Raw genomic sequence first — 26,440 nt, forward strand, 5'->3', positions numbered from 1 at the left:
GTGCGTTTATTTGCTGCAAGCATTTTAATTGTTGGTTATATCCTGTTCTGCTGGTGGTGTTGGCGACGACACCAACGCCAGCAGAGCGGAGTTTTATCCTCTACTAATAATGAAATAGATATTTTAATCGGCTACGCCAGCCAAACCGGTAATGCTATGCGCATTGCTCAGCAAACTGCACAGCAGTTAGAGCAGGCAGGGAAGTCGGTAAAAATATTGCCGCTCAATCAAATCGAATCTGAAACACTCACGCAAGTTTCTAAGCTGCTATTGATTGCCAGTACTTATGGCGAAGGTGAGGCGCCCGATAATGGCAACCGTTTTATCGTTCGCACATTACGTGGTCTTGATGCTAATAAATTACAGCATCAACAAGTATTAATTCTTGGGTTGGGTGATTCCAACTACGCCTATTTTTGTGGATACGCACATCAGCTGCATCATGCGTTGCATGAGCGCGGCGCGCATTTTATGGCGGATGTAATTGAAGTAGATCGTCTTGATGAAAGCGCACTGCGCCATTGGCAATATTATTTAGGCCAGATTTCCGGCAATACGCATTTCAGCGATTGGAGTAAACCGACCTATGAGAAGTGGGGGATTGTCGCGCGCGAGTGTGTTAATCCTAACGGCGTTGGTGCTCCCGCATTTCATATTCAATTACAACCCATGCAGGGCAACATTACGTCTGATTTGTGGCAAGCCGGTGATGTTGTTGAAATTGGCCCTTGTAACTCCCGCACCGCAATCGATAATTTTTTGCAGCGCCTCGGGCGACCAATCGCACCGGAATTATTAGTCACGCGCAACTTATCGATAAGCAACGAAAAACTCGCCGAACTCAATCAGCATGATGATCATGCATTGCTTGAGTCACTCTCCGAGTTGCCGCATCGTGAATATTCCATTGCTTCAGTTCCCAGTGAAGGTTCATTGGATTTGTTAGTGCGCCAAGTGCGCGATTCCAATAACCAGTTAGGTTTGGGTTCCGGTTGGTTAACGCACTATGCCGGTGTGAATCAATCTATCCGCTTGCGCATTCGCACTAGCCCGCATTTTCACGCGCCTAAAAACTTATGTCCGCTCATCTTAATTGGAAATGGTACAGGGATCGCTGGTTTGCGCGCGCATATTGCAAACCCGGAACGTGCCAATGCAAGGCAATGGTTATTTTTTGGTGAGCGAAGTGAGTTGTCCGATGATTTTTTTAGTGCAGATGTTCACCGCTGGCAGCAGTCGGGTCGATTAGAGCGCGTCAATAAAATATTCTCGCGCGATGCACAAACCGGTGCGCCGCGTTATGTGCAAGATTTATTGCTACCCAATGCAGAGGAAATTCGCCGCTGGGTCGATGATGGCGCAGCGATTCTTGTGTGCGGTAGTTTGCATGGTATGGCACAGGCGGTCGATGATGCGCTCGATCAAATTTTGGGTGCAGATAAGTTGGAAGAAATGGCAGATACGCAGCGTTACTGTCGTGATGTTTATTAATTCCTGTGCAGCCTGTGCACGATTGTGCAACAACTGTTAATTCCCTCCGCTTTTCCCTAAATCTCCACAGTGCTTGGGTTATACTCGCCGCCACTTAAGTGCATCGGTTTTCTGGTGCTTGTTGATGGATGGATTGACGGTATAACACTATGAATCTGGCTTTTTTGAATCACACTTTTTTCCGCTCCCGACTGGGTGTTATTACCCTGTTGGTTTTGATAGTGGTGTTAATTGCCATACTGTGGCGTGCATTGTTTTCAAGCAATACAGATGAAGTTGTGTATGCCACCGAGCCGGTTACACGTGGCGATATTGAAAATCTGGTAACCGCAACAGGTACTTTGCAGCCGCAGGATTATGTAGATGTGGGCGCGCAGGTTTCAGGTCAGCTCGAAAAACTTCATGTCGATGTTGGCAGCGAAGTGAAAGCCGGTGATTTGTTGGCGGAAATTGATGCAACAGTGTATGCCGCAAAAGTAGATGCAACTCGTGCGCAACTTGCCAACCAAAAAGCCCAGCTGCTGGACCGTGAGGCTCAGTTAAGCTTGGCTGAAATTAATTACAAGCGTCAAAAAAATCTTTTGAATGAAGATGCAACCACTACCGAGTCAGTAGAAACAGCCGAAGCCTCATTGAAATCGGCGCGTGCGCAACTGAATTCATTGCAAGCACAAATCCAGCAAATTGACTCCACTTTACGCGTTGAAGCCGCTAACCTGAATTACGCAAAAATTTATGCCCCTATCGATGGCACTGTGGTGTCGATCACTTCGCGTCAAGGACAAACCCTGAACACCAATCAGATGGCGCCAACCGTCATGCGCATCGCTGATCTTTCTACCATGACGGTACAAACCCAAGTATCAGAAGCTGACATAGGCAAACTGCGCAAAGAAATGCCGGTGTATTTCACCACGCTTGGCAGTCAAGGTCGCCGTTGGTACAGCAAATTGGATCGCATCCAACCGACACCAGAAGTGCTCAACAATGTGATTTTGTATAACGCGTTGTTTGAAGTCCCCAACGAGTCCCGCGTGTTAATGACGCAAATGAGTACACAAGTATTTTTTATTGAATCCCAAGCAAAAGATGTATTGCTGGTGCCTATGTCGGCCATCACTTTTACCCCACCACGTGGTGCGCGCCCGCAAGGCGAGCGACCGAATGGAGAGCGTCCAGAAGGCGCTGCCAACAGGCAGCCACCTACAGATGAGCAGCGTGCTGAGTGGAAGCTGCGCCGCGAAAATATGAATGCCAATCGCGATGGTGCAGCGTCGGGAGCTCGCCCTGCACTGGTTAAAGTCATGAGTGAAAACGGAAAAATAGAAGAGCGCAAAGTGATGGTTGGTGTTACCAATCGCGTTCAAGCAGAAATCATTGAAGGCTTAAAAGAAGGTGAAATGGTGGTGAGTGGTAGCTCGCGCCCAACTCAAGCTAAAGCTGCATCCGGTGGTATGGGCATGGGCCCAGGTATGGGAATGGGTAGACGCTAATGAGCGATGCAAATACCATTCAACCGCTGATTAAATTATCTGGCGTTACTAAAACTTTTCGTAACGGTGAAATTGAAACCGAGGTATTGCACGGAATTGATTTGGAAATCTATCCCGGCGAATTTGTTGCGATCATGGGGCAGTCGGGGTCGGGTAAATCGACGCTGATGAATATCCTCGGTTGTCTTGATCGGGCAACCACGGGCGATTATTTTTTCAACGGAAAAAGTGTCGCAGATCTGGATACAGATGGCCTTGCGCAGCTGCGCCGCGAAGCCTTTGGTTTTGTATTCCAAAGCTACAACTTATTAGGTGGAGCAACGGCCAGCGAAAACGTCGAGATGCCGGCGACTTATTCTGGTTTGACTCCAGAGGCGCGTCGCGCGCGTTCAACCGAATTATTGACATCACTCGGATTAGGTGAGCGTTTACATCATCGCCCGAATCAATTGTCTGGTGGACAGCAGCAACGTGTATCGATTGCACGTGCGCTTATGAATGGTGGGCAAATTATTCTTGCCGACGAGCCAACAGGTGCGCTTGATAGCCACAGCGGCAAAGAAGTTATGCGCTTGCTTAAAGAGCTATCTGCGCAAGGGCACACGATAATTTTAATTACGCACGATGCGGAAGTCGCACATCACGCACAGCGTTTAATTGAGATTCGCGATGGCGATATTATTGCTGATGCCGGGCCACAGAAACCGTCCAATCCACCGCGCGAAGAGCATTTTTTGCGCGGCGAATCATCGCTGGGAACCGAAATGTTTGAGGCGATGAAAACCGCTTTTCGCTCGCTCTATAGCAATGTATTTCGCACAGTGTTAACCCTTTTAGGGATTGTGATTGGTGTTGCTTCCGTTATTAGTCTTATGGCAATTGGTGATGGTGCTAAAAAATCGGTAGTTGATAGCATCAGCTCTATGGGCAGTAATTTGCTATTGGTGCGGCCGGGCGGTCCAACGCAACGCTTCCGTTGGGATTCAGTTACGTTGGTGCCGGAAGATGTAACCGCTATCGCCGGTTTGCCACACATAGCAGCAGCGCTACCTGAGATGAACGGTAGTTTTACCTTGCGCTACGGCAATGTTGATCACACTACCGAAGTTACTGCGACAGCTGCCAAATTTCCCTTGGCGCGCAAGTGGGATGTTGCACAGGGAACTTTTTTTACTGAAGAAGACGATCAAAATTACGCAACAGTGGTGGTGCTCGGTAAAACAGTCGCCACTAAATTGTTTGCCGATAAAAATCCGCTGGGCGAATTTATTATCGTGAATAACGTACTGTTTCAAGTGATTGGTGTGATGGCCGAGCGGGGCGCAGATCCGGGTGGGCAAGATCAGGATGACAAAGTATTTGTGCCTTTTAATGCGGGAAGCTTGCGTGTTATTGGCCAACGTTTCCTGCGCAACATTACCATTTCGGTCGATGATGAAAAAAACATGGAGGAGGTACAAACCCGTGTGCATGCGTTGATGATGGAGCGACACGGGACAGAAGATTTCCAAATTCGCAGTATGTCATCGCTCATCAATATGGTGTCTGAAACTCAAAATACTATGACTATTTTGCTGGGTTCTATTGCAGCTATTTCGCTCTTGGTAGGCGGAATAGGCGTGATGAATATTATGTTGGTTAGCGTAACCGAACGTACCCGCGAAATTGGTATTCGCATGGCAACCGGTGCACGCACTCGCAATATCATGCAGCAATTTTTAATTGAAGCGCTGGTGGTGTCTGCTTTGGGGGGAATCGTCGGTGTGGTATTGGGTTTGGCTACGGCAATGCTAATTGGCAGTCTTGGAACTCCCATCGCCTACTCGTTAACCCCTGTTTTCATGGCATTTAGTTGTGCGTTTTTAACTGGTTTATTGTTTGGCTTCTTGCCTGCGCGTAAAGCAGCCAACCTTGATCCTGTTGCTGCATTGGCGGCGGAGTAATATTCATGTTAGTGCCCTATAAAAGTTGTTCAGTGTTTTTTTTGTCGCTGATGTTATCGGCGTGTATTACAACTGACGAGGCCGAGCGCCCGAAAATTAATTATGCCGATACTTATCAAGTAGGCGCAGCGAAAGATTCCAGCGCTGCTACTGCTGCTAGTGAAATAGATGCTAATTGGTGGCACGCATTTCAATCGCCTGCGCTCAACGAAATGATGCAACTGGCCGATCAACAAAGTGTTGATGTGCTTATCTCGGCAGAGCGTGTGCGTCAGGCAGAACTGCAGATGAATATTGCTAACGCGACTTTGTTTCCATCGCTGAATGCATCGGCATCCAGTGGTGAGCGGCGCACTAAAGCATCCGGTGCATCTGCGACAACCAGTGGTTCAACCAGTGCTTCATTGAACGTGAGCTATGAAGTCGATTTGTGGGGCGGTGTTGCTGCGGGGCGCAAGTCGGCACAGGCCGGATACGATGCAACACGCTTTGATCAGGATGCCGCTTTATTGAGTATCAAGGCTGCAATCGCAGGCGGTTGGTTTCAATGGCTAGCGTTGCAAGAGCGGATTGCCACTACGCGAAAAAATATTGAAATTGCAGAGCGCGTACAAAAAGTCGTTGATGCTCGTTATCGCAATGGCGCTGCTACTGCTGGTGAGGTCGCCCAACAAAAAACCAATCTACTCACGCAGCAGGCATCGCTGTTACCTTTGGAATTACAAGCGCGCCAAACTCGAACTGCGCTGGCCATTTTGCTGGGTAAAACTCCGCAGGAATTTGAATTGGCTGAAGCAAGATTACTGGACGTTGCTGTGCCTGAAATTGCTCCGGGTACACCTGCGGATTTAGTGACTCGTCGTCCTGATTTGGCAGCAAGCGAGGCAAGTCTAATCGCGGCCAATGCCGATATTGTACAAGCGCGTGCTGCGCTGCTACCGGGAATTAGTTTGGGGGCGAATCTTGGTGAGTCAGCGAGTGAGTTGTTTAGTTTAAACCCGGCAACCCAAACTGCTGGCTGGTCTTTATCTCTTGCGCAAACCGTGTTTAACGGCGGACGAGTATTGAATCAAAAAAGATTGAGTGAATCTCGCCGTGAAGAAATGTTGTTGCAATATCACAAAGCGATTTTGGTGGCATTACAAGAGGTGGATACCGCAATCGCAACAACAGACACTTCACGCAAGCAGGAATTGAATCTGCAAGAGATTTTGACTCAAGCAGAGCTGAGTATGCGTTTAACCGAAGCGCGTTATCGCGCAGGCAGCGATGACTTGCTTGAGTTGTTAGTCGTTCAGCGCAGTTTGTTTCAAGCTCAGGATTCACTGGTGCAGCAGCGGCAAGCTCGTTTAGAAGCGGCGGTGGATTTATATAAAGCACTGGGTGGCGGCTGGGTTTTAGCCAATAATTAATTCTATTTAAATAACCAATGCGCCGTTTTCGGCGCATTTTTTTTGCTTGGGGGATGCTGTGAGAAACGTGTTATTTCAGGTTCACTGGTTTTTGGGAATTACGGCTGGTGTTGTATTGGCGGTTGTGGGTATTACTGGCGGCATGATGAGTTTTGAGCGGCAGATTATGGAGGCGATTAGTCCTTCCATTATTCATGTCGAAGTTACTGGTGAGCGCTTAACGCCAGATGCGATAGCCGAACGTTTTCATGCCCAAGGTTCCGATGCTCGCGTAGAGCAAATTACCCTTTGGCCTGAAGCAGATCGCAGCGCTTTGCTTCGTCTTGCACCGCCGCCGGGTGAGCGCCGTGGCGAAAGCATTTACATCAATCCTTACACTGGCGAATTACTGGGGAAAGTTACTGGCGAACAGTTTTTTCGCACAGTGCGCTCATTGCATCGCTGGTTATTAATTCCATCAGAGCAAGGCGGTCTTAATATCGGCCGGCACATTACCGGTTTTTGTGCATTTTCCTTGGTGTTTTTTGCATTATCAGGTTTGTATTTGCGCTGGCCACGCCGCGCGCTCAATTGGCGCAATTGGTTCCGTATTGATTTCAGTTTAAAGGGGCGCAATTTTTATTGGGCGCTTCACTCAGTCATAGGTACCTGGGTAATTCTTATGTATTTACTCATGGCATTAACGGGGCTGACTTGGTCATATAGCTGGTTTAAAAATGGTGCATCAATAGTGCTAACTGGTGAGCCAGTACAAGAGCGGCGCAGTTTTGGTGGACCCGGCGGTGGGCAAGGTGCTGCGGGGCAGAACGGGCGTGAAGGTCGCGCTATGGGTAATCGTGAAGGGCGAGAAGGACGTGTAGGTGGGGATGCTCGTTCAGGTGGCGATGGTCGAATGAATCGCGAAGGAGAAATGCATCAAGAACATAATGTTGTCGTTAGTGTTGATAACGCGTGGAATAGTTTTGCCGTTAAAGCAGAAAATAATTTTAAATTTGCAAGTGTGACTATTCCCCGTTCAGCAAAAGAACCGGTGATGATTAATTATGTAACGCCAGATGCGACCAATGATCGTCAGCGCAGTGCTATGAGTATCGATGCTGGCACGGGCGAGGTTGTTAATGATCAACCCTACAGGCCGCTAGAGCCTCTTGGTAAACGCATCATGCAGGGGATTTATGAGCTGCATACCGGTGAATGGTTTGGTACTCCCGGTTTGATCATCAATATGCTCGCTTCGTTGTTGATGCCGTTATTTACTGTCACTGGGTTTTTGCTGTATTTGGATCGCCGCAAAAAAAAGCGCAATAGTAAAAACGCTGCAGCTGGTGTTAGTGCTGCACATACTGATGCAGATTACTGGATTGTCTATGCAAGCCAGACGGGAACTGCCGAACAACTTGCATGGAATACTGCAACGATTTTGCAATCAGGTGGTATTAAAGCAAGTGTTAAAAATATTTCGGCTTTGGATCAAGTAACGCTTGAGTCGGCCAAGAAAATTTTGTTTTTGGCGTCCACTTTCGGTGAAGGTGAAGCACCAGATACTGCACGCGGTTTCGCTAAAAAATTATTAAAATCATCATTTTCATTGAGCCAGCTGCAATTCGCTATTTTAGGTTTAGGTGATAAACGCTATAGCGATTATTGTGCATTCGCTGCGCAAATAGAGCAGTGGCTATCAGCCAATGGAGCAACCCCAATGTTTGCTCGTATTGATGTCGATAATGGCAATGAGCACTCAATCCACCAATGGCAACAAAAAATCTCCGACTTAAGTGGCGTTGCCAATGTGACTGCGTGGTCTGCACCGGAATATGAAAATTGGACGTTGCAAAAGCGTGAGCTATTAAATGATGGAAGCCAAGGAGCGCCTGTGTATCGTGTGACTTTGCAGCCATCAAAACCGGGTAATACCCATTGGCAGGCGGGCGATATTCTGGAAATAAAACCGCACAATAATATTGAATTGCCGCATCGTGAATATTCAATTGCGTCGCTAACAACTGACGGACAATTGGATTTGGTGGTGCGTCAAGCCTTTAATGAACGAGGCGAGCTGGGTTTGGGGTCTGGTTGGTTAACTTCATCGGCAGAAGAGGGCGGTGAGGTGTTGGCACGCATCCGCTCCAACCCCTCCTTCCATGCGCCACAAGATCCGCGTCCAATGATTTTGATTGGCGCTGGTACAGGTATCGCTGGTTTGCGTGCACATTTACATGAGCGCTATTTGAAAGATGTACAACAAAATTGGTTAATTTTTGGTGAGCGCCAACGCAGTAAAGATCGTTTATTTGCCAGTGAATTGGAAGCATGGAAAATTTCTGGTTTTCTCTCTGAGTTTGACGAAGTCTATTCGCGCGATGGTGAGGGCTATGTGCAGGATCTATTACGCACCAAGCAACAGCAAATTGGCGAATGGCTTGATCGGGGTGCGGTTATTTATGTCTGCGGTAGCTTATCGATGGGAGCAGGCGTGCAGCAAGTGTTGCTTGATACTCTTGGAGAAGCAGAGCTGCAGCAGTTGATAGATACCAATCGATATCGAAGAGATATTTACTGATTTATACGCAATTGATGACAAAAAGCCCTCACTTCGAGGGCTTTTTTATTGTTTACTGGCATCAAAAGTGCAATGAATTGGGCTGTGTTAGCGGCACATGGCGTTGGCATAGCAAGAGAGTTGTCATTAAACGGAGCTTGGGATGAGATCTAGTGCGACAGCATGTTTAAGTCGGAAAATTGGTTTGTTTGTGTTTTTTTTATTTTTGGGTGGTGCGATGACTGGGAGTCCGCATGTCGCTGCCGAGCTTGATTACATAGCGGTAAGTTGGGATAACGACATAGTTGCCGGTAAAGATGGCGGTGGTTACACCAACGGTATTTATTTTTCATGGGTGCAGCGCAATGAGCCGGGCGCTGAGCATATTTCTGCGCCACTACTGACATTGCCCTTGGCATGGATGCTGGATGACGCTCCGACTTATGCCTATAAAGTGCATTCGATTGGGCAGGCGATGGTGACGCCTGAAGATATTACAAAAGAAGTTCCCGATCCTGATGATGCACCCTATGCAGGCTTATTGTTTTTGCGTTCATCCTATGTGGTAGTTAAGGATGATTTTGCTGATCACGTTGCAACTTTAGTTGGCGTTGTGGGACCGTCTTCCGGGGCTGAAGAGGTGCAAAAATCAGTACATAAATTAGTGGGGTCTGATCAGCCAAAAGGCTGGGATTATCAGTTGGATGACAAATTCGTCTGGCAATTGCAGCGCACGGCCATCTGGCGTTTTTCCTCGACGGATTCGAGCCCTTATGATGCGGTGCTTTTGGGAGATCTAGCTGTCGGAAATATTGAATCTCTTGTTGGTGCTGGATTGTATCTGCGTGCGGGAAGTGGTCTCGCGCGCAGCTATTCAACGATGAGCTTTCTAGGGAGTAGGGTAAGTACACCTATTGCGGTTTCGGAGGGGTGGTATGTCTACTTAGGTGGTACTGGTAATTACGTGCACAACCAAATTCTTGTTGATGCAAATGAATTTGAAACAAGTGCTTCAAATAAGCTTGAACATTATCAATATTCTTTAATGGCAGGTTTTACCTATGCATGGGAAAGCGTCAGCGTGTGTCTGTCCTATCAATCAGATACTGAGCCAAACAAAAGTCAAACTGCGCGAAAAAACTTCGGCGCTATCACTTTGGCGTGGCAAATATAGATCGAATAGATAATTGTTGTATCTAGATTGTCATTTTTCCAAGGTTGCCTCGGGTTCGCCAAGTCACCTATACTCCCCAGCCCGCACATTCGTAGGTGCGGGTTTTTTATTTGCGATTTCCGCTTTTTTATCATGTGACCTTTCGTAGGGGTCACCACTGACTGAGGTTTATCATGCCTGTAATTACTCTTCCCGACGGTTCCAAGCGTCCTTTCGAAAATCCTGTTTCTGTCTATGAAGTTGCTGCTTCTATTGGTGCTGGTTTGGCTAAGGCAACACTCGGAGGCCGTGTGAATGGCGTGCGCGTAGATGCTCATGACCTGATCACCGAAGATGCAGATCTGGTGATTTTCACCCCGAAAGATGAAGACGGTTTGGAAATTATCCGCCACTCCTGTGCACACTTGCTCGGCCATGCGATCAAGCAGTTGTTCCCCGATGTGAAAATGGCCATTGGCCCAACCATCGACAACGGCTTCTATTACGATATCGACCTTGAGCAGAAGTTGACTGACGAGGATATCGCTCGTCTCGAAGCGCGTATGCTGGAATTGGCCAAAACCGAATACGACGTAGTGAAAAAGAAAGCGACTTGGCAAGAAGCCTATGACGTTTTCACTGCGCGCGGCGAGACTTACAAGCTGGAAATTCTGGATCGCGATGTACCAAAAGACGCGACTCCGGGTCTTTATCATCATGAAGAATACGTGGATATGTGCCGCGGTCCGCACGTACCTAATATGCGTTTCTGCCTGAACTTTAAACTGATGCGCGTCTCTGGTGCCTACTGGCGCGGCGACTCCAACAACAAAATGTTGCAGCGTATCTACGGCACTGCTTTTGCGGATGCCAAGCAATTAAAGGCCTATTTGAATCTGCTCGAAGAGGCGGCCAAGCGCGATCACCGCAAGTTGGCGAAGAAATTTGACCTGTTCCACCTGCAGGATGAAGCACCGGGTATGGTGTTCTGGCATCCAAAAGGCTGGACTCTGTGGCAACAAATCGAGCAGTACATGCGTAATGTACAAAATGAGTGGGGTTACCAAGAGGTAAAAACCCCGCTGATTATGGATCGCACCCTGTGGGAGAAATCCGGTCACTGGGAAAACTATCGCGACAACATGTTTACCACCGAGTCGGAAAAGCGCGACTTTGCGGTGAAGCCGATGAACTGCCCGGGCCACATCCAGATTTTTAATCACGGCCTGCGCTCACATAAAGACTTGCCGTTGCGTCTGGCTGAGTTTGGTTCTTGTCATCGTAATGAGGCTTCAGGTGCATTGCACGGCATTATGCGCGTGCGCGGTTTTGTGCAGGATGATGCGCATATCTTCTGTACTGACGATATGGTGATTGAGGAAGTATCTTCCTTTAACCAAATGCTCAAGTCTGTGTATGACGACTTCGGCTTTACCGATATCGCCGTGAAGTTGTCGCTGCGCCCTGAAAAATATGCTGGAACCTTGGAAACTTGGAATAAGGCAGAAGAGGGCTTGCGCACTGCCTTGCGTGCGGCCGGTCTTGAGTGGGAAGAGTTGCCGGGTGAGGGTGCTTTCTACGGTCCCAAGATCGAATACCAAATTAAAGATGCGCTTGGTCGCTCTTGGCAGTGCGGTACTATCCAGCTGGATTATGTATTGCCTGAGCGTTTGGATGCGGAATATGTGGCGGATGATAACGTGCGCAAACGTCCGGTTATGCTCCATCGCGCGATTCTCGGCTCCTTCGAGCGCTTCCTTGGAATCCTGATTGAACACTATGAAGGTTCCTTCCCAACCTGGTTGGCACCGGCTCAAGTGGCGATCATGAATATCACCGATAGCCAAGCCGATTACGTCAAATTAGTCGAAAAAACCTTGCGCGAGAAGGGTGTTCGTGTAATTCCCGACTTGAGAAATGAGAAGATCGGCTTTAAAATCCGCGAGCACACAATTCAGCGGGTTCCCTACCTGCTTGTCGTTGGCGATAAAGAGGTTGAAAATCAATCACTTGCAGTTCGCACACGAGACGGACAAGATTTGGGTGTAATGACTCTGGAAGCTTTCATCGAGCACTTGACCGCCGATATAGCGCGTCGAGGTAGAAATATTTCTGCCTGAAAGTGAGTATTTTTACTCATATGCCGAAAAAGTGAGAAAGATTCGTTCCTTTTAATTATTTGGAGATACAACTATCAAACGAGATAACGCCCCCGCAGCCAAAGGCAATTCTAAAAAGGCGCGGATCAACGATCAGATCGAAGCCAAACAGGTTCGTTTAATCAACGCAGAAGGTGAGCAGGTTGGTATTGTTCCCTTAACGGAAGCTTTGGCTCAGGCTCAAGCCGCAACCCTGGATTTGGTAGAGATCGTTGCTGATAGCGATCCCATAGTCTGTAAGATTATGGATTACGGTAAGCATCTGTTTGAGATCAAAAAGACCAAAGCTGCTGCTAAAAAGAAACAAAAGCAGCAGCAAATTAAAGAAATGAAGTTTCGCCCAGGGACGGAGGAAGCAGATTATCAGGTGAAATTGAAAGCCTTGATCCGCTTCCTTGAGCATGGGGATAAGGCCAAGGTGACGTTAAAGTTCCGTGGCCGCGAGCTTGCCCATCAGGAGTTGGGGATGGAAATGATGCAGCGCATCGAGACCGACCTGGCTGAGATGGGCACCGTAGAGCAGGCTGCCAAAATGGAAGGTAAGCAGCTCACCATGGTGCTCGCTCCCAAAAAGAGGAAATAGTCGGGCTTTTAGCTGCCTTGATTATTTATATTATTTACCTAAATGTGTGGAGTTTTATCACATGGCAACCAAAGCTAAAGTACACAGTGGCGCATCCAAGCGCTTCAAAAAGACTGGCGCGGGCTTCAAGTTCAAGCACGCTAACAAAAGCCATATCCTGACCAAAATGACCACCAAGCGTAAGCGCCAACTGCGCGGCACCAGCATCGTTGATGCAGCCGATGTACCACGCGTAAAACGCATGTTCCGCGCTATCTAATAGCGCTTTTTGAGAATTTTGTAGAGGATTGAATTATGGCCCGTGTTAAGCGTGGTGTAGAGGCGCGTCGTCGTCACAAGAAAGTTTTAAAAGCTGCTAAAGGTTACTACGGTGCACGTTCACGCGTATTCCGTGTTGCTAAACAAGCGGTTATCAAAGCCGGTCAATATGCTTACCGCGATCGTCGCGTTAAAAAGCGTAATTTCCGCGCTCTGTGGATCACTCGTATCAATGCCCAATCTCGCGCTGAAGGCTTGTCCTATAGCCAATTGATTGCTGGCTTGAAAAAGGCGAGCATCGTTCTCGACCGTCGTGTACTGGCTGACTTGGCTGTATACGATAAAGCAGCATTTGCTGCTGTTGTTGCGAAGGCTAAATCAGCTCTGGCTGCTTAATCGTCCAACAACCGGAAACCCGCAAGGGTTTTTTGTGAACGCGATGAAAAGGGGAAGAGCTTTGTTCTTCCCCTTTTTTTATGCGAAAGATTTGTCGTGTTGCCCGTAAATCACTTTGATTGATAACGAATTTTTATTGGAAAAGCAGATGGAAAATCTCGCTGCGCTTACGCAAGAAGCGCTCAAATTAGTTAACGAAGCTCAAGACCTGGCTGTGCTGGATTCGGTACGCGTGGATTATCTGGGCAAAAACGGCAGCATCACTGCGCTGATGAAAACGTTAGGGAAATTATCTCCAGAAGAGCGTCCAGCAGCAGGTGCAGAAATTAATAAAGCGAAAGATGCAGTGCAAGAAGCATTGAATCTGCGCAAACAGTCGCTCGAGCAAGCAGCGATTGATGCAAAACTTGCTAATGAAGTGATTGATGTGACTTTGCCGGGGCGGGGTCAGCACACCGGCGGTTTGCACCCTGTTACTCGCACCTTACAGCGCATAGAAGAAATTTTTGCCGCTGTTGGTTACAGCGTTGAAGTCGGCCCGGAGATTGAGGACGACTACCATAACTTTGAAGCGCTGAATATTCCCTCTCATCACCCTGCGCGCGCGATGCACGACACTTTCTACGTTGATGACACTCACGTACTGCGCACACATACATCGCCAGTACAAGTGCGTACTATGGAAAACAAAGAACCGCCGATTCGCGTAATTTGTCCGGGGCGTGTGTATCGCTGTGATTCCGATGTGACTCACTCACCGATGTTCCATCAGGTTGAAGGCTTGGTTGTAGATAAAGACATCAGCTTTGCCGACTTAAAAGGCACCATGGATCAGTTCCTCAAAGCATTTTTTGAGGCTGATGTGCCTGTGCGTTTCCGTCCCTCTTATTTCCCGTTTACCGAGCCTTCGGCTGAAATGGATATTCAATGTACACAGTGCCGCGGTAAAGGCTGCCGTATGTGTAAAAACACTGGCTGGCTCGAAGTGGGTGGTTGCGGCATGGTGCACCCAGAGGTGTTTAAATCCAGTGGAGTTGATCCGGAAACCTATACCGGTTTTGCGTTCGGCATGGGTGTAGAGCGCCTTGCCATGTTGCGCTACGGCGTAAATGATTTGCGGCTGTTTTTTGAAAACGATCTGCGCTTCTTAAAACAGTTTTAACGGAACGAATAAATTATGAAAATCAGTGAATCCTGGTTGCGCGAGTGGGTAAATCCGCAAGTTGACACCGATGAGTTGGTTGCCCAGCTCACTATGGCGGGTTTGGAAGTTGATGCGGTTGAATCTGTTGCTGGCGATTTCAGCGGTGTAATCGTTGGTGAAATTGTTGGTTGCGAACAGCATCCCGATGCCGACAAGTTGCGTGTCTGCCAAGTGGCAGGCCTTGAGGGTTTGTCGCAAGTGGTTTGTGGCGCGCCTAATGCGCGTGTCGGTATCAAAATTCCTTTTGCAACCATTGGTGCAAAACTGCCTGAGTTTGATATTAAAAAAGCCAAACTGCGCGGTGTTGAATCCTTCGGTATGCTCTGTGGCCAAACCGAATTAAAAGCAGGTGATGATGACTCCGGTGTGTGGGAGTTGCCTGCGGATGCGCCTGTAGGTGCAAACCTGCGCGATTATCTCAACTTGGATGACAAGTTGATTGAAGTGGACTTAACGCCAAATCGCAGCGACTGTTTAAGCGTTAAAGGTATTGCGCGCGAAGTGGGGGTATTAAATCGCGCCTCTGTTACAGCACCTACAATTTCTGCTGTGCCTGCAACCATTGCCGATACATTTCCAGTAAATCTTGAAGCAGGTAATGCCTGTAGTCGTTATGTTGGTCGTGTGATTCGTAATATAGACATTGCTCGCCCAAGCCCAACTTGGCTGCAAGATAAACTTGTCCGCTCTGGTTTGCGCAGTATCGATGCGGTAGTGGATGTGACCAATTACGTGCTGCTTGAATTGGGTCAGCCAATGCATGCTTTTGACTTGTCCAAGTTGAATGGTGCAATCCATGTGCGTTTGGCAAAGCAAGATGAATCTTTGGTGCTGCTGGATGAGCAGGAGGTAAAGCTTAATGCAGACACTATGGTTATTGCCGATGACAAAGAGGCTTTGGCAATTGCTGGTGTGATGGGTGGTAAAGCCAGCGCTGTTTCTGAAAGCACGTGTGATATTTTCCTTGAAAGTGCATTCTTTAATCCTCTGGCAATTGCCGGTCGCGCACGTTCTTATGGTTTGCATACTGATTCATCTCATCGCTTTGAGCGCGGCGTGGATTACAGTTTGCAAGTAGAGGCGATCGAGCGTGCGACACAATTATTACTGGATATTGTTGGTGGTGACGCCGGCCCGGTAGTACACGTAAATAACGAACACTTGCCACAAGAGCGCGAAGTCACGTTGCGCAAGGCTCGAATTGTCAGTGGTCTGAGTTTGGAAATGGCTGATGACGAGGTGGTGGATATTCTTTCTCGCCTTGGCTTGAAGCTCATTTCCCAGACTATGGAAGGTTGGACTTTTTCAGTGCCAAGCTACCGCTTTGATATTTCTATCGAAGCAGATTTGCTGGAAGAGCTTGCTCGTGTGTACGGCTATAACCGTCTGCCGACCCGTAGTCTCGCTGCGCCTATGGATATCGAACCGCATCCAGAGGCCAAGATGGGCTTGCCAGCGCTGCGTAAGCAATTAATTGCGCGCGGCTACCAAGAGGCGATTACCTACAGCTTTATCGAGCCTAAGCTCTCGGCATTATTTGATCCCAAGGTTGAACCGGTCATCCTGCGGAACCCAATCAGTGCAGATATGGCGGCCATGCGCACTAGCCTGATTCCGGGTTTGGTCAGTGTTTTGCGAAGCAACCTGAATCGTCAGCAAAATCGTGTGCGTCTGTTTGAATCAGGTTTGCGTTTTGTACCTGATGCCAGCGGTTTGAAACAAGAGCCGATGCTTGCGGGTTTGATCTACGGTAGTCGCAGTCCAGAATCTTGGGCTAATGCTGAAGGTGTGGTTGATTTTTTTGATCTGAAAGGAGATCTGGAATCTCTGCTGGCGCTGTCAGGTGATGAGGTTGCATACAGCTTTGCTGCTGATAGTCACCCGGCATTACACCCCGGACAAACAGCGGGTGTTTATCGCAATGGTGAATGGCAGGGCGTAATTGGTGCTTTGCACCCTAGTCTCTTGCAGCACTTGGATATCTCCCAAGCTGTGTATGTATTTGAGGTTCGTCTATCGGCGTTGCTTGAAGCGAAAATCCCGGCATTTAACTCATTGTCAAAATTCCCTGAGGTTCGCCGTGATTTAGCGGTTTTGGTGGATCGGAATCTGGCGTCGGATAAGCTATTAGCTGCGGTTAAAGATCAGGCTGGCGAATGCCTTACAAACTTAAAGATCTTTGACGTATATATGGGCAAAGGCATTGATCCACATAGAAAAAGTGTTGCAATGGGGTTGACCTTTCAGCATCCTTCACGCACTCTTAATGAAGATGAGATCAACGCCTCCATTGACTCGATTGTTCAGTATCTGGGGGCGAATTTTTCCGCTACCCTCAGATAGGGAATAATAAATATGTCGGACGGCGCTCTGACCAAAGCTGATTTGGCCGAGAAACTTTATGAGGATCTTGGACTCAATAAACGGGAAGCCAAAGAGTTGGTGGAACTCTTTTTTGAAGAGATCCGCCATGCTTTGGAAAACAACGAACAGGTAAAACTGTCTGGCTTTGGCAATTTTGAATTGCGAGATAAAAGCCAGCGTCCAGGCAGAAACCCCAAGACGGGTGAAGAAATTCCTATCAGTGCCCGGCGTGTGGTTACTTTCCGTCCAGGGCAAAAACTTAAGGCACGAGTAGAAGCTTATGTTGGAACCGAGTCATAACGACGAACTTCCCGTAATACCGGGTAAGCGCTATTTCACCATTGGTGAAGTCAGTGAGTTGTGTGCCGTTAAGCCCCATGTGCTGCGTTACTGGGAGCAGGAGTTCCCCCAGTTGAATCCCGTAAAGCGCCGTGGTAATCGTCGTTATTATCAGCGTCAGGATGTATTAACCATTCGTCAAATCCGCAGCTTGCTTTATGATCAGGGGTTTACTATTGGTGGTGCGCGTTTGCAGATGTCAAACGAAACAAACCAGTCTGATTCAAATCAATTAAATCATTTAGTTGGTCGTATGATTGATGACTTGGAGCATTTGCTGGATCTGTTAAAAATTAAATAAATCGTAAAAAAACAATCCCTCTTTGGTGTAATTGTTTACTTATAAAACAGTGGCGTTAATTCTTAATTATCTGATTGCATTGATAAAAAATTAAGGTATTATGCCCGTCCTTCGCGATGCAGGACTTTTTTTTGCATTTGCAAGGCACGTCGGAGCGTAGCGCAGTCAGGTAGCGCACTATACTGGGGGTGTAGGGGTCGTGGGTTCAAATCCCGCCGTTCCGACCATTTTAAATACAAAAAGCCCGCATAATGCGGGCTTTTTCGTTTCTGCAATTTCTTCAGGTTGATCTTTTTTGTGTAGTGGCACTCGCGTATGAAAGTGCTACCATGCGCCCTCATTTTTGATTTAATCCATAGTTTTATCCCAGATCGAGACAATAAATAGAGGTATCTCCCGTGGCAAAACAACTTATGATTTATGACAACATTCAGCCATTGTCATCTGATATTCATCGCAACTGGTCGGTTCAGGTGGATAATTATTCATTCGTATCCCATATGATTTCTTCGCCTTTGTTGGCAACTGAAATTCCTTTTGCGGCGAGTGAGTTTCCTATTGTGTTTTCTGCGACGGCGAATGAAGGGGAGTATATTCCTCTGGCTATTATGGGCTTGAAGGAAGGTGAAAACCTGTCATTGGATGAGAACTTTCAATTCACTTCTCGCTACATTCCTGCATTCATTCGTCGTTATCCGTTTGTACTGGGTGGCGATAAAAACGCAGATACCATGGCGTTGTGTATTGATGCTGATAGCAAGTCTGTTGTGCAGGATGGCAGTAAAGGTCGTCGCTTGTTTGAAGAAACTGGTGAGCAATCGGCGCATCTGAAAGAAGTGGTTGAATTCCTTAAGGATTATCAATATCGCGCCGAAATGACCAAAGTTTTTTGTAAGCGTTTGCACGAGCTGAATTTGCTTGAGCCAATGCAAGCTAATATCACCTTTAAGGGTCGTGAAGACTCGAATATGAATCTGACAGGTTTTTATGTTGTTAAGCGTGAAAAGCTGAAGGCATTAAGTGATGCAGATGCATTGGATTTATTCAAAAAAGATGGCTTGGAACTGATCTATAGTCATATGCAGTCTTTGGCTAATTTGAATAATCTGATTAATAAAAAATCGACAAAGCTTGGTGCGAGTTAATCAATAGATCGTATCTATAAGCTATGTGTATTAAACCCGGGATTGGTAATGATCCCGGGTTTTTGCTTTTTGGGGGTAAATTAACGAGTTTGACGTTGGCGGGCTGCCAGTTGTTTTACTTTCCGCTCTGCACTTGAAAAAGCATCGCGTACAGCAACGTGGATGGATTCGTCATCTTGGGTAATTGCCAAGGGGTGGCCGACAATATCCAGCTCAATTGATGCTCGGTACTGTTTGCCTTTGTGTTTGTGGTGGTGAGGGGTGTCTAAGACAACGCGGCTATGGACTATTTGGTCGGTGTAGCGGCTGAGCTTTTCAAGCTTCTTAGTGATGATGTCGTTTAGTGCAGCAGAAGAATCCAAATCACGATATACAACATCGACAGCAGGTTTCATCGTAGGGCTCCTTAACGTTTATGTTATGGGGCAGGGGATTTGCGTTGAGTTCCGCGAAAAATCCCGACCCTCCCTATCTATATTGGATATCTTTCATCGAATAGCAAGTTTTTTGTTTGAAAAGCTTAATAATATTTTGATCTTTCCTTGGGGGCTAAAGATATTGGCAGCCATAAGGGGCTGGAGGGTTGAAAACTGATTGGGTGGGGGCTGAAAAAAATTTTATCATTTTTGCTTGAAATGTTTTTTTGGTGTCCTTATCTCTTACATGTGGCTGCTCATTGGAGGGTTACATAATTATCTACTAATGGCTTGATCAGTTTGATAAGTCGAATTTATATATTGCTCAAATGAGGATATTGATTATGCGTAATTTTGATTTTTCTCCGCTTTATCGTTCTGCAATTGGTTTTGATCGTATGGCTAATTTGTTGGATAGCCTTTCTCGTGCAGAGCAGAATCAACCAAGTTATCCGCCGTACAATATTGAATTGACCGGTGAAGATAAATATCGAATTACTATGGCTGTGGCCGGGTTCGATCAATCTGAATTAACAATCGAAGTTAATCAAAATAATTTAACGGTCTCAGCTAATAAAATTGCGGATGAACAACAGCGTACCTATTTGCATCAAGGTATTGCGGCCCGCAGTTTTGAGCGGCGCTTTCAGTTGGCTGATCATGTTCAGGTAAAATCAGCTAATTATGAAAATGGCTTGTTGCATATCGATTTGCAGCGAGTTATTCCTGAATCAATGAAGCCGCGCACTATTCCAATTGGCGTGCAATCAGCTGAAAAATTAACAGTTGTGCCTGCTAGTGTTGATGCAGCATAAGTGCTGGTGAATTGAAGATAAAAATAACCCCGGTATCTCTGATACCGGGGTTATTTTTTTGGTGCAACACTAAGTGCTGAATAATTTTGCTCGCACCGTCTCGCGATAAGCATTGGGCGTTGTTGCTAATTTCTTTTTAAAAAGTGCGTTGAAGTAGCCAGTATCTTGATAGCCAACTTTGTCGGCTACTTCGCTGATAGAAAGGTTGCTGGTTTTTAATAAATCTTTCGCGATATTGATGCGGATTTCCTGTAGGTAATCCAAGGGCGTTTGTCCCAGGGCATTTTTGAAGCGTCGATTTAATGTGCGCACGCTCATGCTGAAACGATTTGCCACCTGCGGGAATAAAATATCGCGTTGATAGTTGTCCTGCAGCCAGATTTGTATTTGTGTTATTTCTTCATCCGGATGTGGATTTTGTTCGGCCTCAAAAAAACCGCTGGTGTCATAAGCTTGGCGGATTTCATGAGAAAAATGTCGCTCCACGTGACTCGCAATCGCTTTGCCAAAAAAACGATGAATAAAGTGCACAGTCAAGTCAGCAAGTGAGTTGACGCTAGCGGCACAGTAAAGGTTGCCTGCTTGGGTGATGAAGTACTGCCGCTTGAGTTGGATTTGAGGGTAATCTTTTTGAAATTGATCAAAGTAATGCCAGTGTGTTGTCGCTGCCTTGCCATCCAGTAATCCCGCCTCTGCTAAAAAACAAACTCCGGTTCCTACTGCGCTGATAATGGCGCCATTGTGGTATTGCTCACGCAGCCAGTTCAGTGTTTCTTTATGTTTTTGGACTGCTGGGCGAGGGTTGCGCCACAGGCCGGGTATATAAATCAGGTCGCTAGCGGGTTTTCTGTCAATTATGGTGTCTGGTTGCCACAAAAGGCCGGTGCGAGTTGCAACGGGGGAATCGGTCAAGCTGATCGTTTTGATGTCTAGTGGTGGTTGGTGCTCGTTCGAAGGCAGGCTGCGAGCTGCGCTTTCGGAAGCCATTAGCATTTCCATTGGTAGGGTGCTGCTAGTAGCCAACATACGTTCACATAGCAGGAAATGGATGCGGACAGGTGAAATAGGGTTCATTTTTCGCTGCAATGGCTTATTCAGATAATGGGTGGCCAATTTACCATTAAAAGTGGCTGAATCGACAATGACGCTGCTTGGGAATGCTCATACACTTTCCGGGTTGTCTAATCTTGCCGATATTGGGAGTTTTTATGTCTGTTGCACGTTTACCAGTGATTGTTGGCTTTGGCGGATTTAATGCGGCTGGTCGTAGTTCCGGTCATCACGCCTATCGCCGTATGGTGATTGAAAGTCTACAGCCTGAGGAGCGGCAAGAGACTCTTGCCGGATTGGCAGTGATGATGGGGTTGGTCAGCTACATAGAGGGTACTTATCAAGATTCTGAAGGTAACTCTTTGAATCTTGCGGATATAGAGGAGCGTTTCGGTGAGCAGGTGCTTAACGGAACTCTGATTCGCCGCATCGATAAAAGCTTCTTTGATGTTGATGCTGCTCATTGGCAAAAGTCGGCAGCTATAGGTGCGGGTGATGCTCCGCTGGTAATCGAGATGCGCAAACGTGACCTGCCTGAGCCTGTGCCTGCAGATTGGCAGGTAGAAACTGTAGATGATGACCGTGTGCGGGTGACTGCGCCATCTGGCTTGGAAGTGAAGTTTGATAGTTATCGTGAATTGCCAGTTAAGTCTGCTGGGCAATTGCCGCAGGGGTTTAATCCTGCTGATTTGTATAACTCGCGCTACCATCCACGCGCGTTGCAATTGGCGGTTATTGGTGCTTCCGATGCTATCCAATCAACGGGCCTTGAGTGGCAAGTGGTGATGAATTCTGTGAGGCCGGATCAGATTGGTGTTTACGCCAGCAACGTGATGAGCCAGATGGATGAAAATGGCTTTGGCGGGCTTTTGCAGTCTCGTCTAAAAGGTGGGCGTGTGAGTGCAAAGCAATGCCCGCTAGGTTTGAATACCATGCCAGCTGACTTTGTGAATGCTTATATATTGGGGAGTGTAGGACAGACTGGTGCTATTACTGGGGCCTGCGCATCTTTCCTCTACAACCTACAAGCTGCTGCGGATGATATAGCTACAGGCAGGTGTCGCGTTGCTGTCGTTGGTTGTGCTGAGGCACCTATAGTGCCGGAAATTATTGATGGCTATGCCACCATGGGTGCGCTTGCGAGTGAGGAAAAACTCAGCAAGCTTGATGGTGTCGATGTGGCTGATCCGCGTCGCACTAGTCGGCCATTTGGTGAAAATGCCGGGTTTACCATGGCTGAAGCTAGCCAATATGTAGTGCTGATGGATGATGCTTTAGCTATCGAGCTGGGTGCGGATGTTCATGGCGCGGTAGGTGATGTGTTTATCAATGCGGACGGCTTTAAGAAGTCCATTTCAGCGCCGGGACCCGGTAACTACATCACTATGGCCAAAGCGGTAGCATCTGCTTGGGCAGTTCTTGGTGAGGAATCTATTCAGCAGCGTTCGATGGTGCAGGCGCACGGCTCCAGTACGCCGCAAAACAGAGTGACTGAATCGCAAATTTTTGATCAGGTTGCGCAGGTGTTCGGCATCACCAGTTGGCCTGTTTCTGCAGTAAAAGCCTATGTTGGGCATTCGCTCTCTGCCGCCAGTGGAGAGCAGTTGATCGCCAGTCTCGGAATCTTCAAGTATGGATTGATTCCCGGCATTAAGACTATTGATAAAGTGGCGGATGACGTTTTTGCTGATCGCCTGCAGATCTCCACAAAAGATGAGTCATGCAGTCAGCCATTGGACGTGGCCTTTCTGAACTCCAAAGGCTTTGGCGGCAATAATGCGACGGCGAGTATTTTTGCGCCCCATGTGGTTGAGTCTATGTTGCAGCGCCGTTATGGCGAGTCAGCTTTTGCTGATTATAAGGGTAAGCGTGAGTCCGTGCGGGCTGCCGCTACTGCGTATGATCTTGCTGCCACTCAGGGTAACTTCGCCACTATTTACCACTTCGGTGAAGGGTTAATTGATGAAGCATTGATTGAGGTGGATCGGAATCATCTGGCTTTGCCGAGCTTTGCTCAAGCGGTTGACCTTAGCTTCACTAATCGTTTTGCAGATATGTTCGACTAGATCTAGTGGTAAAACTAGCCTCAGGCCATAAGCAATGGGATGAGGCTGTGAATTGAATGATTTTTTAGCCTATACAAAGCAAAAACTTTCCCTTAAAATGCCGCGCCTTTCGTACAGCTATTGTGCGACTTACGATTTTTTAAACTTGAAAGTCGATTTTTAACCGGGAAGGCATGTCTTTCCCCCATAAGTAAACACAGGAAGAAGACCTCAATGGTAACTATTCGTCTGTCTCGTGGTGGCTCTAAAAAGCGCCCATTTTATCATCTGACCGTAACCAACAGCCGTAGCGCCCGTAATGGCCGCTTCATCGAGCGTATCGGTTTCTTCAATCCGGTTGCTCGTGGTCAAGAAGAGCGTCTGCGTGTTGATGCTGATCGTTTGGCTCACTGGGTTGGTCAAGGTGCACAGTTGTCTGAGCGCGTTGAACAACTGGTTAAAGAAAGCAAAAAAGCGGCTTAATTGTTCCGCTACCTGAACAGTAAAGGCGCCTGATGTCTGCGGAATCGAATCTAGTTAACGTCGGGCGAATTACCGCTGTTTATGGGGTTAAAGGCTGGGTGAAAGTCCATTCTTACACCGAGCCGCAAGAAAATTTGTTTGAGTACCATCCTTGGTTTTTAAAAACAAAGCATGGTGTCAAAAAAATTGAGATAGATGATGCTCGTCCTCATGGCGATGCATTTGTCGCGCACATCGTCGGTGTGGATGATCGCGATCTGGCTGCGCAGTACACAGCTGCAGATATCGCAATTGAGCGTGATCTGCTGCCGGAGCTGGATAGTGGTGAATATTACTGGAGCCAGCTTGAAGGTTTAGTGGTACTTACCCAGTTCGGTGGTGCTCGTCAGCGTCTTGGTATGATCTCCAAGCTGATGGAAACTGGTGCAAATGATGTATTGGTTGTCACTGCAGATGCACAGAGTATTGATCAGCGTGAGCGATTGATTCCTTATGTGCCTGAGCAGTTTGTGTTAGGGGTTGATCTGGAAGCTGGCGAAATGCTGGTTGATTGGGATCCAGAGTTTTAATTGTTATTAATGCTCAATGTTTTAGTTAAGGCATTGTGAGGCGAGAGGAGTAATCGTCAATTGCTTAAAATTGCGGTTGTTTCTATTTTTCCTGACATGTTTAACGCCATTGCTGGTTTTGGCATTACAAGTCGTGCAATTAAGCAGGGCTTGGTGGAGTTGAAAACAATCACTCCGCGTGATTTTGCTAATGACCGTCACTCAACTGTCGATGATCGCCCCTTTGGTGGTGGTCCGGGTATGGTGATGATGGTTCAGCCTTTGCGCGATGCCATAGCTGCAGCTAAAACTTGGACGGGTGATGATGCAAAAGTCATTTACCTGTCGCCACAGGGGCGAACATTGGATCAATCCGGTGTTGCTGAACTGGCGAGTTATAGCAATATTGTGTTGGTTGCTGGTAGATACGAAGGTATTGATGAGCGACTGATACAAACAGTTATCGATGAAGAATGGTCCATTGGTGACTATGTGTTAAGCGGTGGTGAGTTGCCAGCAATGGTGCTGATCGATGCTGTAACACGGCTGATTCCGGGTGCTTTAGGGCATGCGCAATCTGCAGAGCAGGACTCATTTACGGATGGTTTATTGGATTGCCCCCATTACACCCGTCCGGAAGAATTTGAAGGAATGCATGTTCCAGAAGTATTAATGTCTGGTAATCATGAACTAATTCGGCGCTGGCGCTTAAAGCAAGCGGTAGGGCGAACGTGGCTGAGAAGGCCTGATTTATTGCAAGCAATAAATTTAACCGAGGAGCAGCAAAAGCTGTTGACGGAATATCGTCGTGACCTTGATACGACAAACTCTAGCTGTGAAGCTATAGACTCTTAGGAGAATATCAATGACTAACCCAATTATTCAGGCGTTGGAAAACGAACAACTGAAAGCAAGCACCACCGAATTTTCACCAGGCGACACTGTTGTTGTAAACGTGAAAGTAAAAGAAGGTGATCGCGAGCGTGTACAGGCTTACGAAGGTGTTGTAATTGCCATTCGTAACCGTGGTTTGAACTCTGCTTTCACCGTGCGCAAAATTTCTCACGGTGTAGGTGTTGAGCGTACTTTCCAAACTCACAGCCCATTGATCGATAGCGTTGTGCTTAAGCGTCGTGGTGATGTGCGTCAAGCTAAACTTTACTACCTGCGTGACCTTACTGGTAAGGCTGCTCGTATTAAAGAGAAGCTGGTATAAGATTAAGTCGATACTTGTATCGCTTATAAAAGGCCGAAGTGGATTATCCGCTTCGGCCTTTTGTTTTTGCGCTTGCATTTGCTCGATTGTTATATGTTGCTGGAGTCGATAGAGTTGGTTTTTTTGTTGTGGATTTAAATTATGGCTGCTGATTCTTTGGTGCTTGAACCTGCTTTGGCTGATGTGCAATTGATTGCCGAATATTTAGATGCTATCTGGATGGAAAAAGGTTTGAGCGATAACACCCAAGAGTCTTATCGCCGCGATCTCATGCAGTTTGCAGTTTGGTTGAATCAGCAGAATTTTAAATTGATGGAAGTGGATGCCTTTTTGGTGCAAAGCTATCTGGATATTCGTTTGCAGCAAAAACTCTCGAGTCGTAGTTCTGCGCGTTTTTTATCTTGTTTGCGTGGCTTTTATCGCTATTTATTGCGCGAAAACCGAATCAGCGAAAATCCGCTGGCATTGGTTGATAATCCCAAATTATCTCGTCCCTTGCCGAAATCTTTAAGTGAAACTGATGTCGAATCCCTGCTGGCGGCGCCGGATTTGTCTGATCCGATTGGCTTGCGCGATAGAACCATGTTGGAAGTGCTTTATGCTTGCGGGCTGCGTGTAAGTGAGTTGGTGAGTTTGACCATGCCACAAATTAACTTGCGCCAAAATGTCGTGCGAGTGATGGGTAAGGGCAGTAAGGAGCGATTGATTCCTCTGGGTGAGGAAGCGGCTGCTTGGTTGAGTCGATATTTGCGCGAAGCGCGACCTGTGTTGCTAAATAATATACCGGATGAGGTAGTATTCCCCAGCACTCGTGCGCAGCCAATGACTCGTCAGACGTTTTGGTACCGCATAAAGCATTGGGCGGAAGTTGCAGGTATTAATAAGCCGTTGTCGCCACACACTTTGCGTCATGCGTTTGCAACGCATTTGTTGAATCACGGAGCAGATTTGCGTGTGGTACAGTTGCTGCTCGGTCACAGTGATTTATCAACGACACAGATTTATACGCATGTGGCGAGATTGCGGATGAAGCAACAACATGCGCTTCATCATCCACGTGGTTAGACAACAATTTATAAACTGATTA

The 26,440-nt window shown here is 47.2% G+C and carries 24 protein-coding genes and 1 tRNA gene; 23 read left to right on the forward strand and 2 right to left on the reverse strand.

Annotation, left to right across the window (positions count from 1 at the left end):
• The 16 genes from SPL68_RS06825 (at position 1) to SPL68_RS06900 (ending at position 18,780) form a co-directional block, all read left to right on the forward strand.
• Positions 1-1,491 (forward strand): sulfite reductase subunit alpha, encoded by a 1,491-nt coding sequence (locus tag SPL68_RS06825; RefSeq protein WP_323814355.1) that lies wholly within the window; start codon positions 1-3, stop codon positions 1,489-1,491.
• Positions 1,492-1,640: 149 nt separating this feature from the next.
• The gene (locus SPL68_RS06830; protein ID WP_323814356.1) at positions 1,641-2,984 is read left to right on the forward strand and encodes an efflux RND transporter periplasmic adaptor subunit; all 1,344 of its coding nucleotides are present in this window, start codon (positions 1,641-1,643) and stop codon (positions 2,982-2,984) included.
• Positions 2,984-4,927 (forward strand): MacB family efflux pump subunit, encoded by a 1,944-nt coding sequence (locus SPL68_RS06835; RefSeq protein WP_323814357.1) that lies wholly within the window; start codon positions 2,984-2,986, stop codon positions 4,925-4,927. Before SPL68_RS06830 ends, SPL68_RS06835 begins: the two co-directional genes overlap by 1 nt.
• 5 nt (positions 4,928-4,932) lie before the next feature.
• A complete protein-coding gene (locus tag SPL68_RS06840; RefSeq protein WP_323814358.1) occupies positions 4,933-6,339 on the forward strand; it encodes an efflux transporter outer membrane subunit in 1,407 nt (468 codons plus the stop codon).
• A 58-nt stretch (positions 6,340-6,397) separates the two neighbouring features.
• Entirely contained in the window at positions 6,398-8,899 is a 2,502-nt protein-coding gene (locus tag SPL68_RS06845; RefSeq protein ID WP_323814359.1) for a sulfite reductase flavoprotein subunit alpha, read from the forward strand.
• A gap of 142 nt (positions 8,900-9,041) precedes the next feature.
• Positions 9,042-10,052 carry a lipid A deacylase LpxR family protein gene (locus SPL68_RS06850; protein ID WP_323814360.1) on the forward strand — a complete coding sequence of 337 codons (1,011 nt, stop codon included), beginning with the start codon at positions 9,042-9,044 and terminating at the stop codon, positions 10,050-10,052.
• A 173-nt stretch (positions 10,053-10,225) separates the two neighbouring features.
• A complete protein-coding gene (gene thrS / locus SPL68_RS06855) occupies positions 10,226-12,151 on the forward strand; it encodes a threonine--tRNA ligase (protein WP_323814361.1) in 1,926 nt (641 codons plus the stop codon).
• A gap of 73 nt (positions 12,152-12,224) precedes the next feature.
• Positions 12,225-12,773 carry a translation initiation factor IF-3 gene (gene infC, locus SPL68_RS06860; protein WP_323814950.1) on the forward strand — a complete coding sequence of 183 codons (549 nt, stop codon included), beginning with the start codon at positions 12,225-12,227 and terminating at the stop codon, positions 12,771-12,773.
• Positions 12,774-12,834: 61 nt separating this feature from the next.
• On the forward strand, positions 12,835-13,032 hold the full coding sequence (rpmI, locus tag SPL68_RS06865) for a 50S ribosomal protein L35 (protein ID WP_323814362.1): 198 nt from the start codon (positions 12,835-12,837) through the stop codon (positions 13,030-13,032).
• Between the two features lie 35 nt (positions 13,033-13,067).
• Positions 13,068-13,427, forward strand: a complete 360-nt coding sequence (gene rplT, locus SPL68_RS06870; RefSeq protein ID WP_323814363.1) for a 50S ribosomal protein L20 — start codon at positions 13,068-13,070, stop codon at positions 13,425-13,427.
• A gap of 148 nt (positions 13,428-13,575) precedes the next feature.
• Positions 13,576-14,589 (forward strand): phenylalanine--tRNA ligase subunit alpha, encoded by a 1,014-nt coding sequence (gene pheS, locus SPL68_RS06875; protein WP_323814364.1) that lies wholly within the window; start codon positions 13,576-13,578, stop codon positions 14,587-14,589.
• A 15-nt stretch (positions 14,590-14,604) separates the two neighbouring features.
• Positions 14,605-16,974 carry a phenylalanine--tRNA ligase subunit beta gene (pheT, locus tag SPL68_RS06880; RefSeq protein WP_323814365.1) on the forward strand — a complete coding sequence of 790 codons (2,370 nt, stop codon included), beginning with the start codon at positions 14,605-14,607 and terminating at the stop codon, positions 16,972-16,974.
• Positions 16,975-16,986: 12 nt separating this feature from the next.
• Complete coding sequence (gene ihfA / locus SPL68_RS06885) at positions 16,987-17,295, forward strand: integration host factor subunit alpha (RefSeq protein WP_007642205.1); 309 nt, start codon at positions 16,987-16,989, stop codon at positions 17,293-17,295.
• A complete protein-coding gene (locus tag SPL68_RS06890; RefSeq protein ID WP_323814366.1) occupies positions 17,276-17,635 on the forward strand; it encodes a MerR family transcriptional regulator in 360 nt (119 codons plus the stop codon). Before ihfA ends, SPL68_RS06890 begins: the two co-directional genes overlap by 20 nt.
• A gap of 150 nt (positions 17,636-17,785) precedes the next feature.
• Positions 17,786-17,862 (forward strand) — tRNA-Pro (locus tag SPL68_RS06895).
• A 171-nt stretch (positions 17,863-18,033) separates the two neighbouring features.
• On the forward strand, positions 18,034-18,780 hold the full coding sequence (locus tag SPL68_RS06900) for a SapC family protein (protein ID WP_323814367.1): 747 nt from the start codon (positions 18,034-18,036) through the stop codon (positions 18,778-18,780).
• 80 nt (positions 18,781-18,860) lie between these two features.
• Here the strand turns inward: SPL68_RS06900 and SPL68_RS06905 are convergent, their stop codons facing one another.
• Positions 18,861-19,175: an HPF/RaiA family ribosome-associated protein gene (locus SPL68_RS06905; protein ID WP_323814368.1), complete on the reverse strand. Its 315-nt coding sequence runs from the start codon at positions 19,173-19,175 to the stop codon at positions 18,861-18,863.
• Positions 19,176-19,540: 365 nt separating this feature from the next.
• Between SPL68_RS06905 and SPL68_RS06910 the strand changes: the two genes are divergently transcribed.
• A complete protein-coding gene (locus tag SPL68_RS06910) occupies positions 19,541-20,011 on the forward strand; it encodes an Hsp20 family protein (protein WP_323814369.1) in 471 nt (156 codons plus the stop codon).
• A 69-nt stretch (positions 20,012-20,080) separates the two neighbouring features.
• Here SPL68_RS06910 and SPL68_RS06915 read toward each other — a convergent pair whose 3' ends face one another.
• On the reverse strand, positions 20,081-21,085 hold the full coding sequence (locus SPL68_RS06915) for a GlxA family transcriptional regulator (protein ID WP_323814370.1): 1,005 nt from the start codon (positions 21,083-21,085) through the stop codon (positions 20,081-20,083).
• Between the two features lie 134 nt (positions 21,086-21,219).
• Here SPL68_RS06915 and SPL68_RS06920 point away from each other — a divergent pair, with 134 nt between their 5' ends.
• From SPL68_RS06920 to xerD, 6 genes are all read left to right on the forward strand, one after another.
• Positions 21,220-23,127 carry a beta-ketoacyl synthase gene (locus tag SPL68_RS06920; protein ID WP_323814371.1) on the forward strand — a complete coding sequence of 636 codons (1,908 nt, stop codon included), beginning with the start codon at positions 21,220-21,222 and terminating at the stop codon, positions 23,125-23,127.
• A 213-nt stretch (positions 23,128-23,340) separates the two neighbouring features.
• Complete coding sequence (gene rpsP, locus SPL68_RS06925) at positions 23,341-23,589, forward strand: 30S ribosomal protein S16 (RefSeq protein ID WP_062064010.1); 249 nt, start codon at positions 23,341-23,343, stop codon at positions 23,587-23,589.
• A gap of 32 nt (positions 23,590-23,621) precedes the next feature.
• On the forward strand, positions 23,622-24,158 hold the full coding sequence (rimM, locus tag SPL68_RS06930) for a ribosome maturation factor RimM (RefSeq protein ID WP_323814372.1): 537 nt from the start codon (positions 23,622-23,624) through the stop codon (positions 24,156-24,158).
• A 60-nt stretch (positions 24,159-24,218) separates the two neighbouring features.
• Complete coding sequence (trmD, locus tag SPL68_RS06935; RefSeq protein ID WP_323814373.1) at positions 24,219-24,992, forward strand: tRNA (guanosine(37)-N1)-methyltransferase TrmD; 774 nt, start codon at positions 24,219-24,221, stop codon at positions 24,990-24,992.
• Between the two features lie 4 nt (positions 24,993-24,996).
• Positions 24,997-25,353 (forward strand): 50S ribosomal protein L19, encoded by a 357-nt coding sequence (rplS, locus tag SPL68_RS06940; protein WP_465038327.1) that lies wholly within the window; start codon positions 24,997-24,999, stop codon positions 25,351-25,353.
• Positions 25,354-25,494: 141 nt separating this feature from the next.
• Positions 25,495-26,418, forward strand: coding sequence for a site-specific tyrosine recombinase XerD (gene xerD / locus SPL68_RS06945; RefSeq protein ID WP_323814375.1), 924 nt, complete (start codon positions 25,495-25,497; stop codon positions 26,416-26,418).
• The last annotated feature ends 22 nt before the right edge of the window (positions 26,419-26,440 follow it).

Origin of the sequence: Cellvibrio chitinivorans, from assembly GCF_035117775.1 — a bacterium.
Lineage (GTDB): Bacteria > Pseudomonadota > Gammaproteobacteria > Pseudomonadales > Cellvibrionaceae > Cellvibrio > Cellvibrio chitinivorans.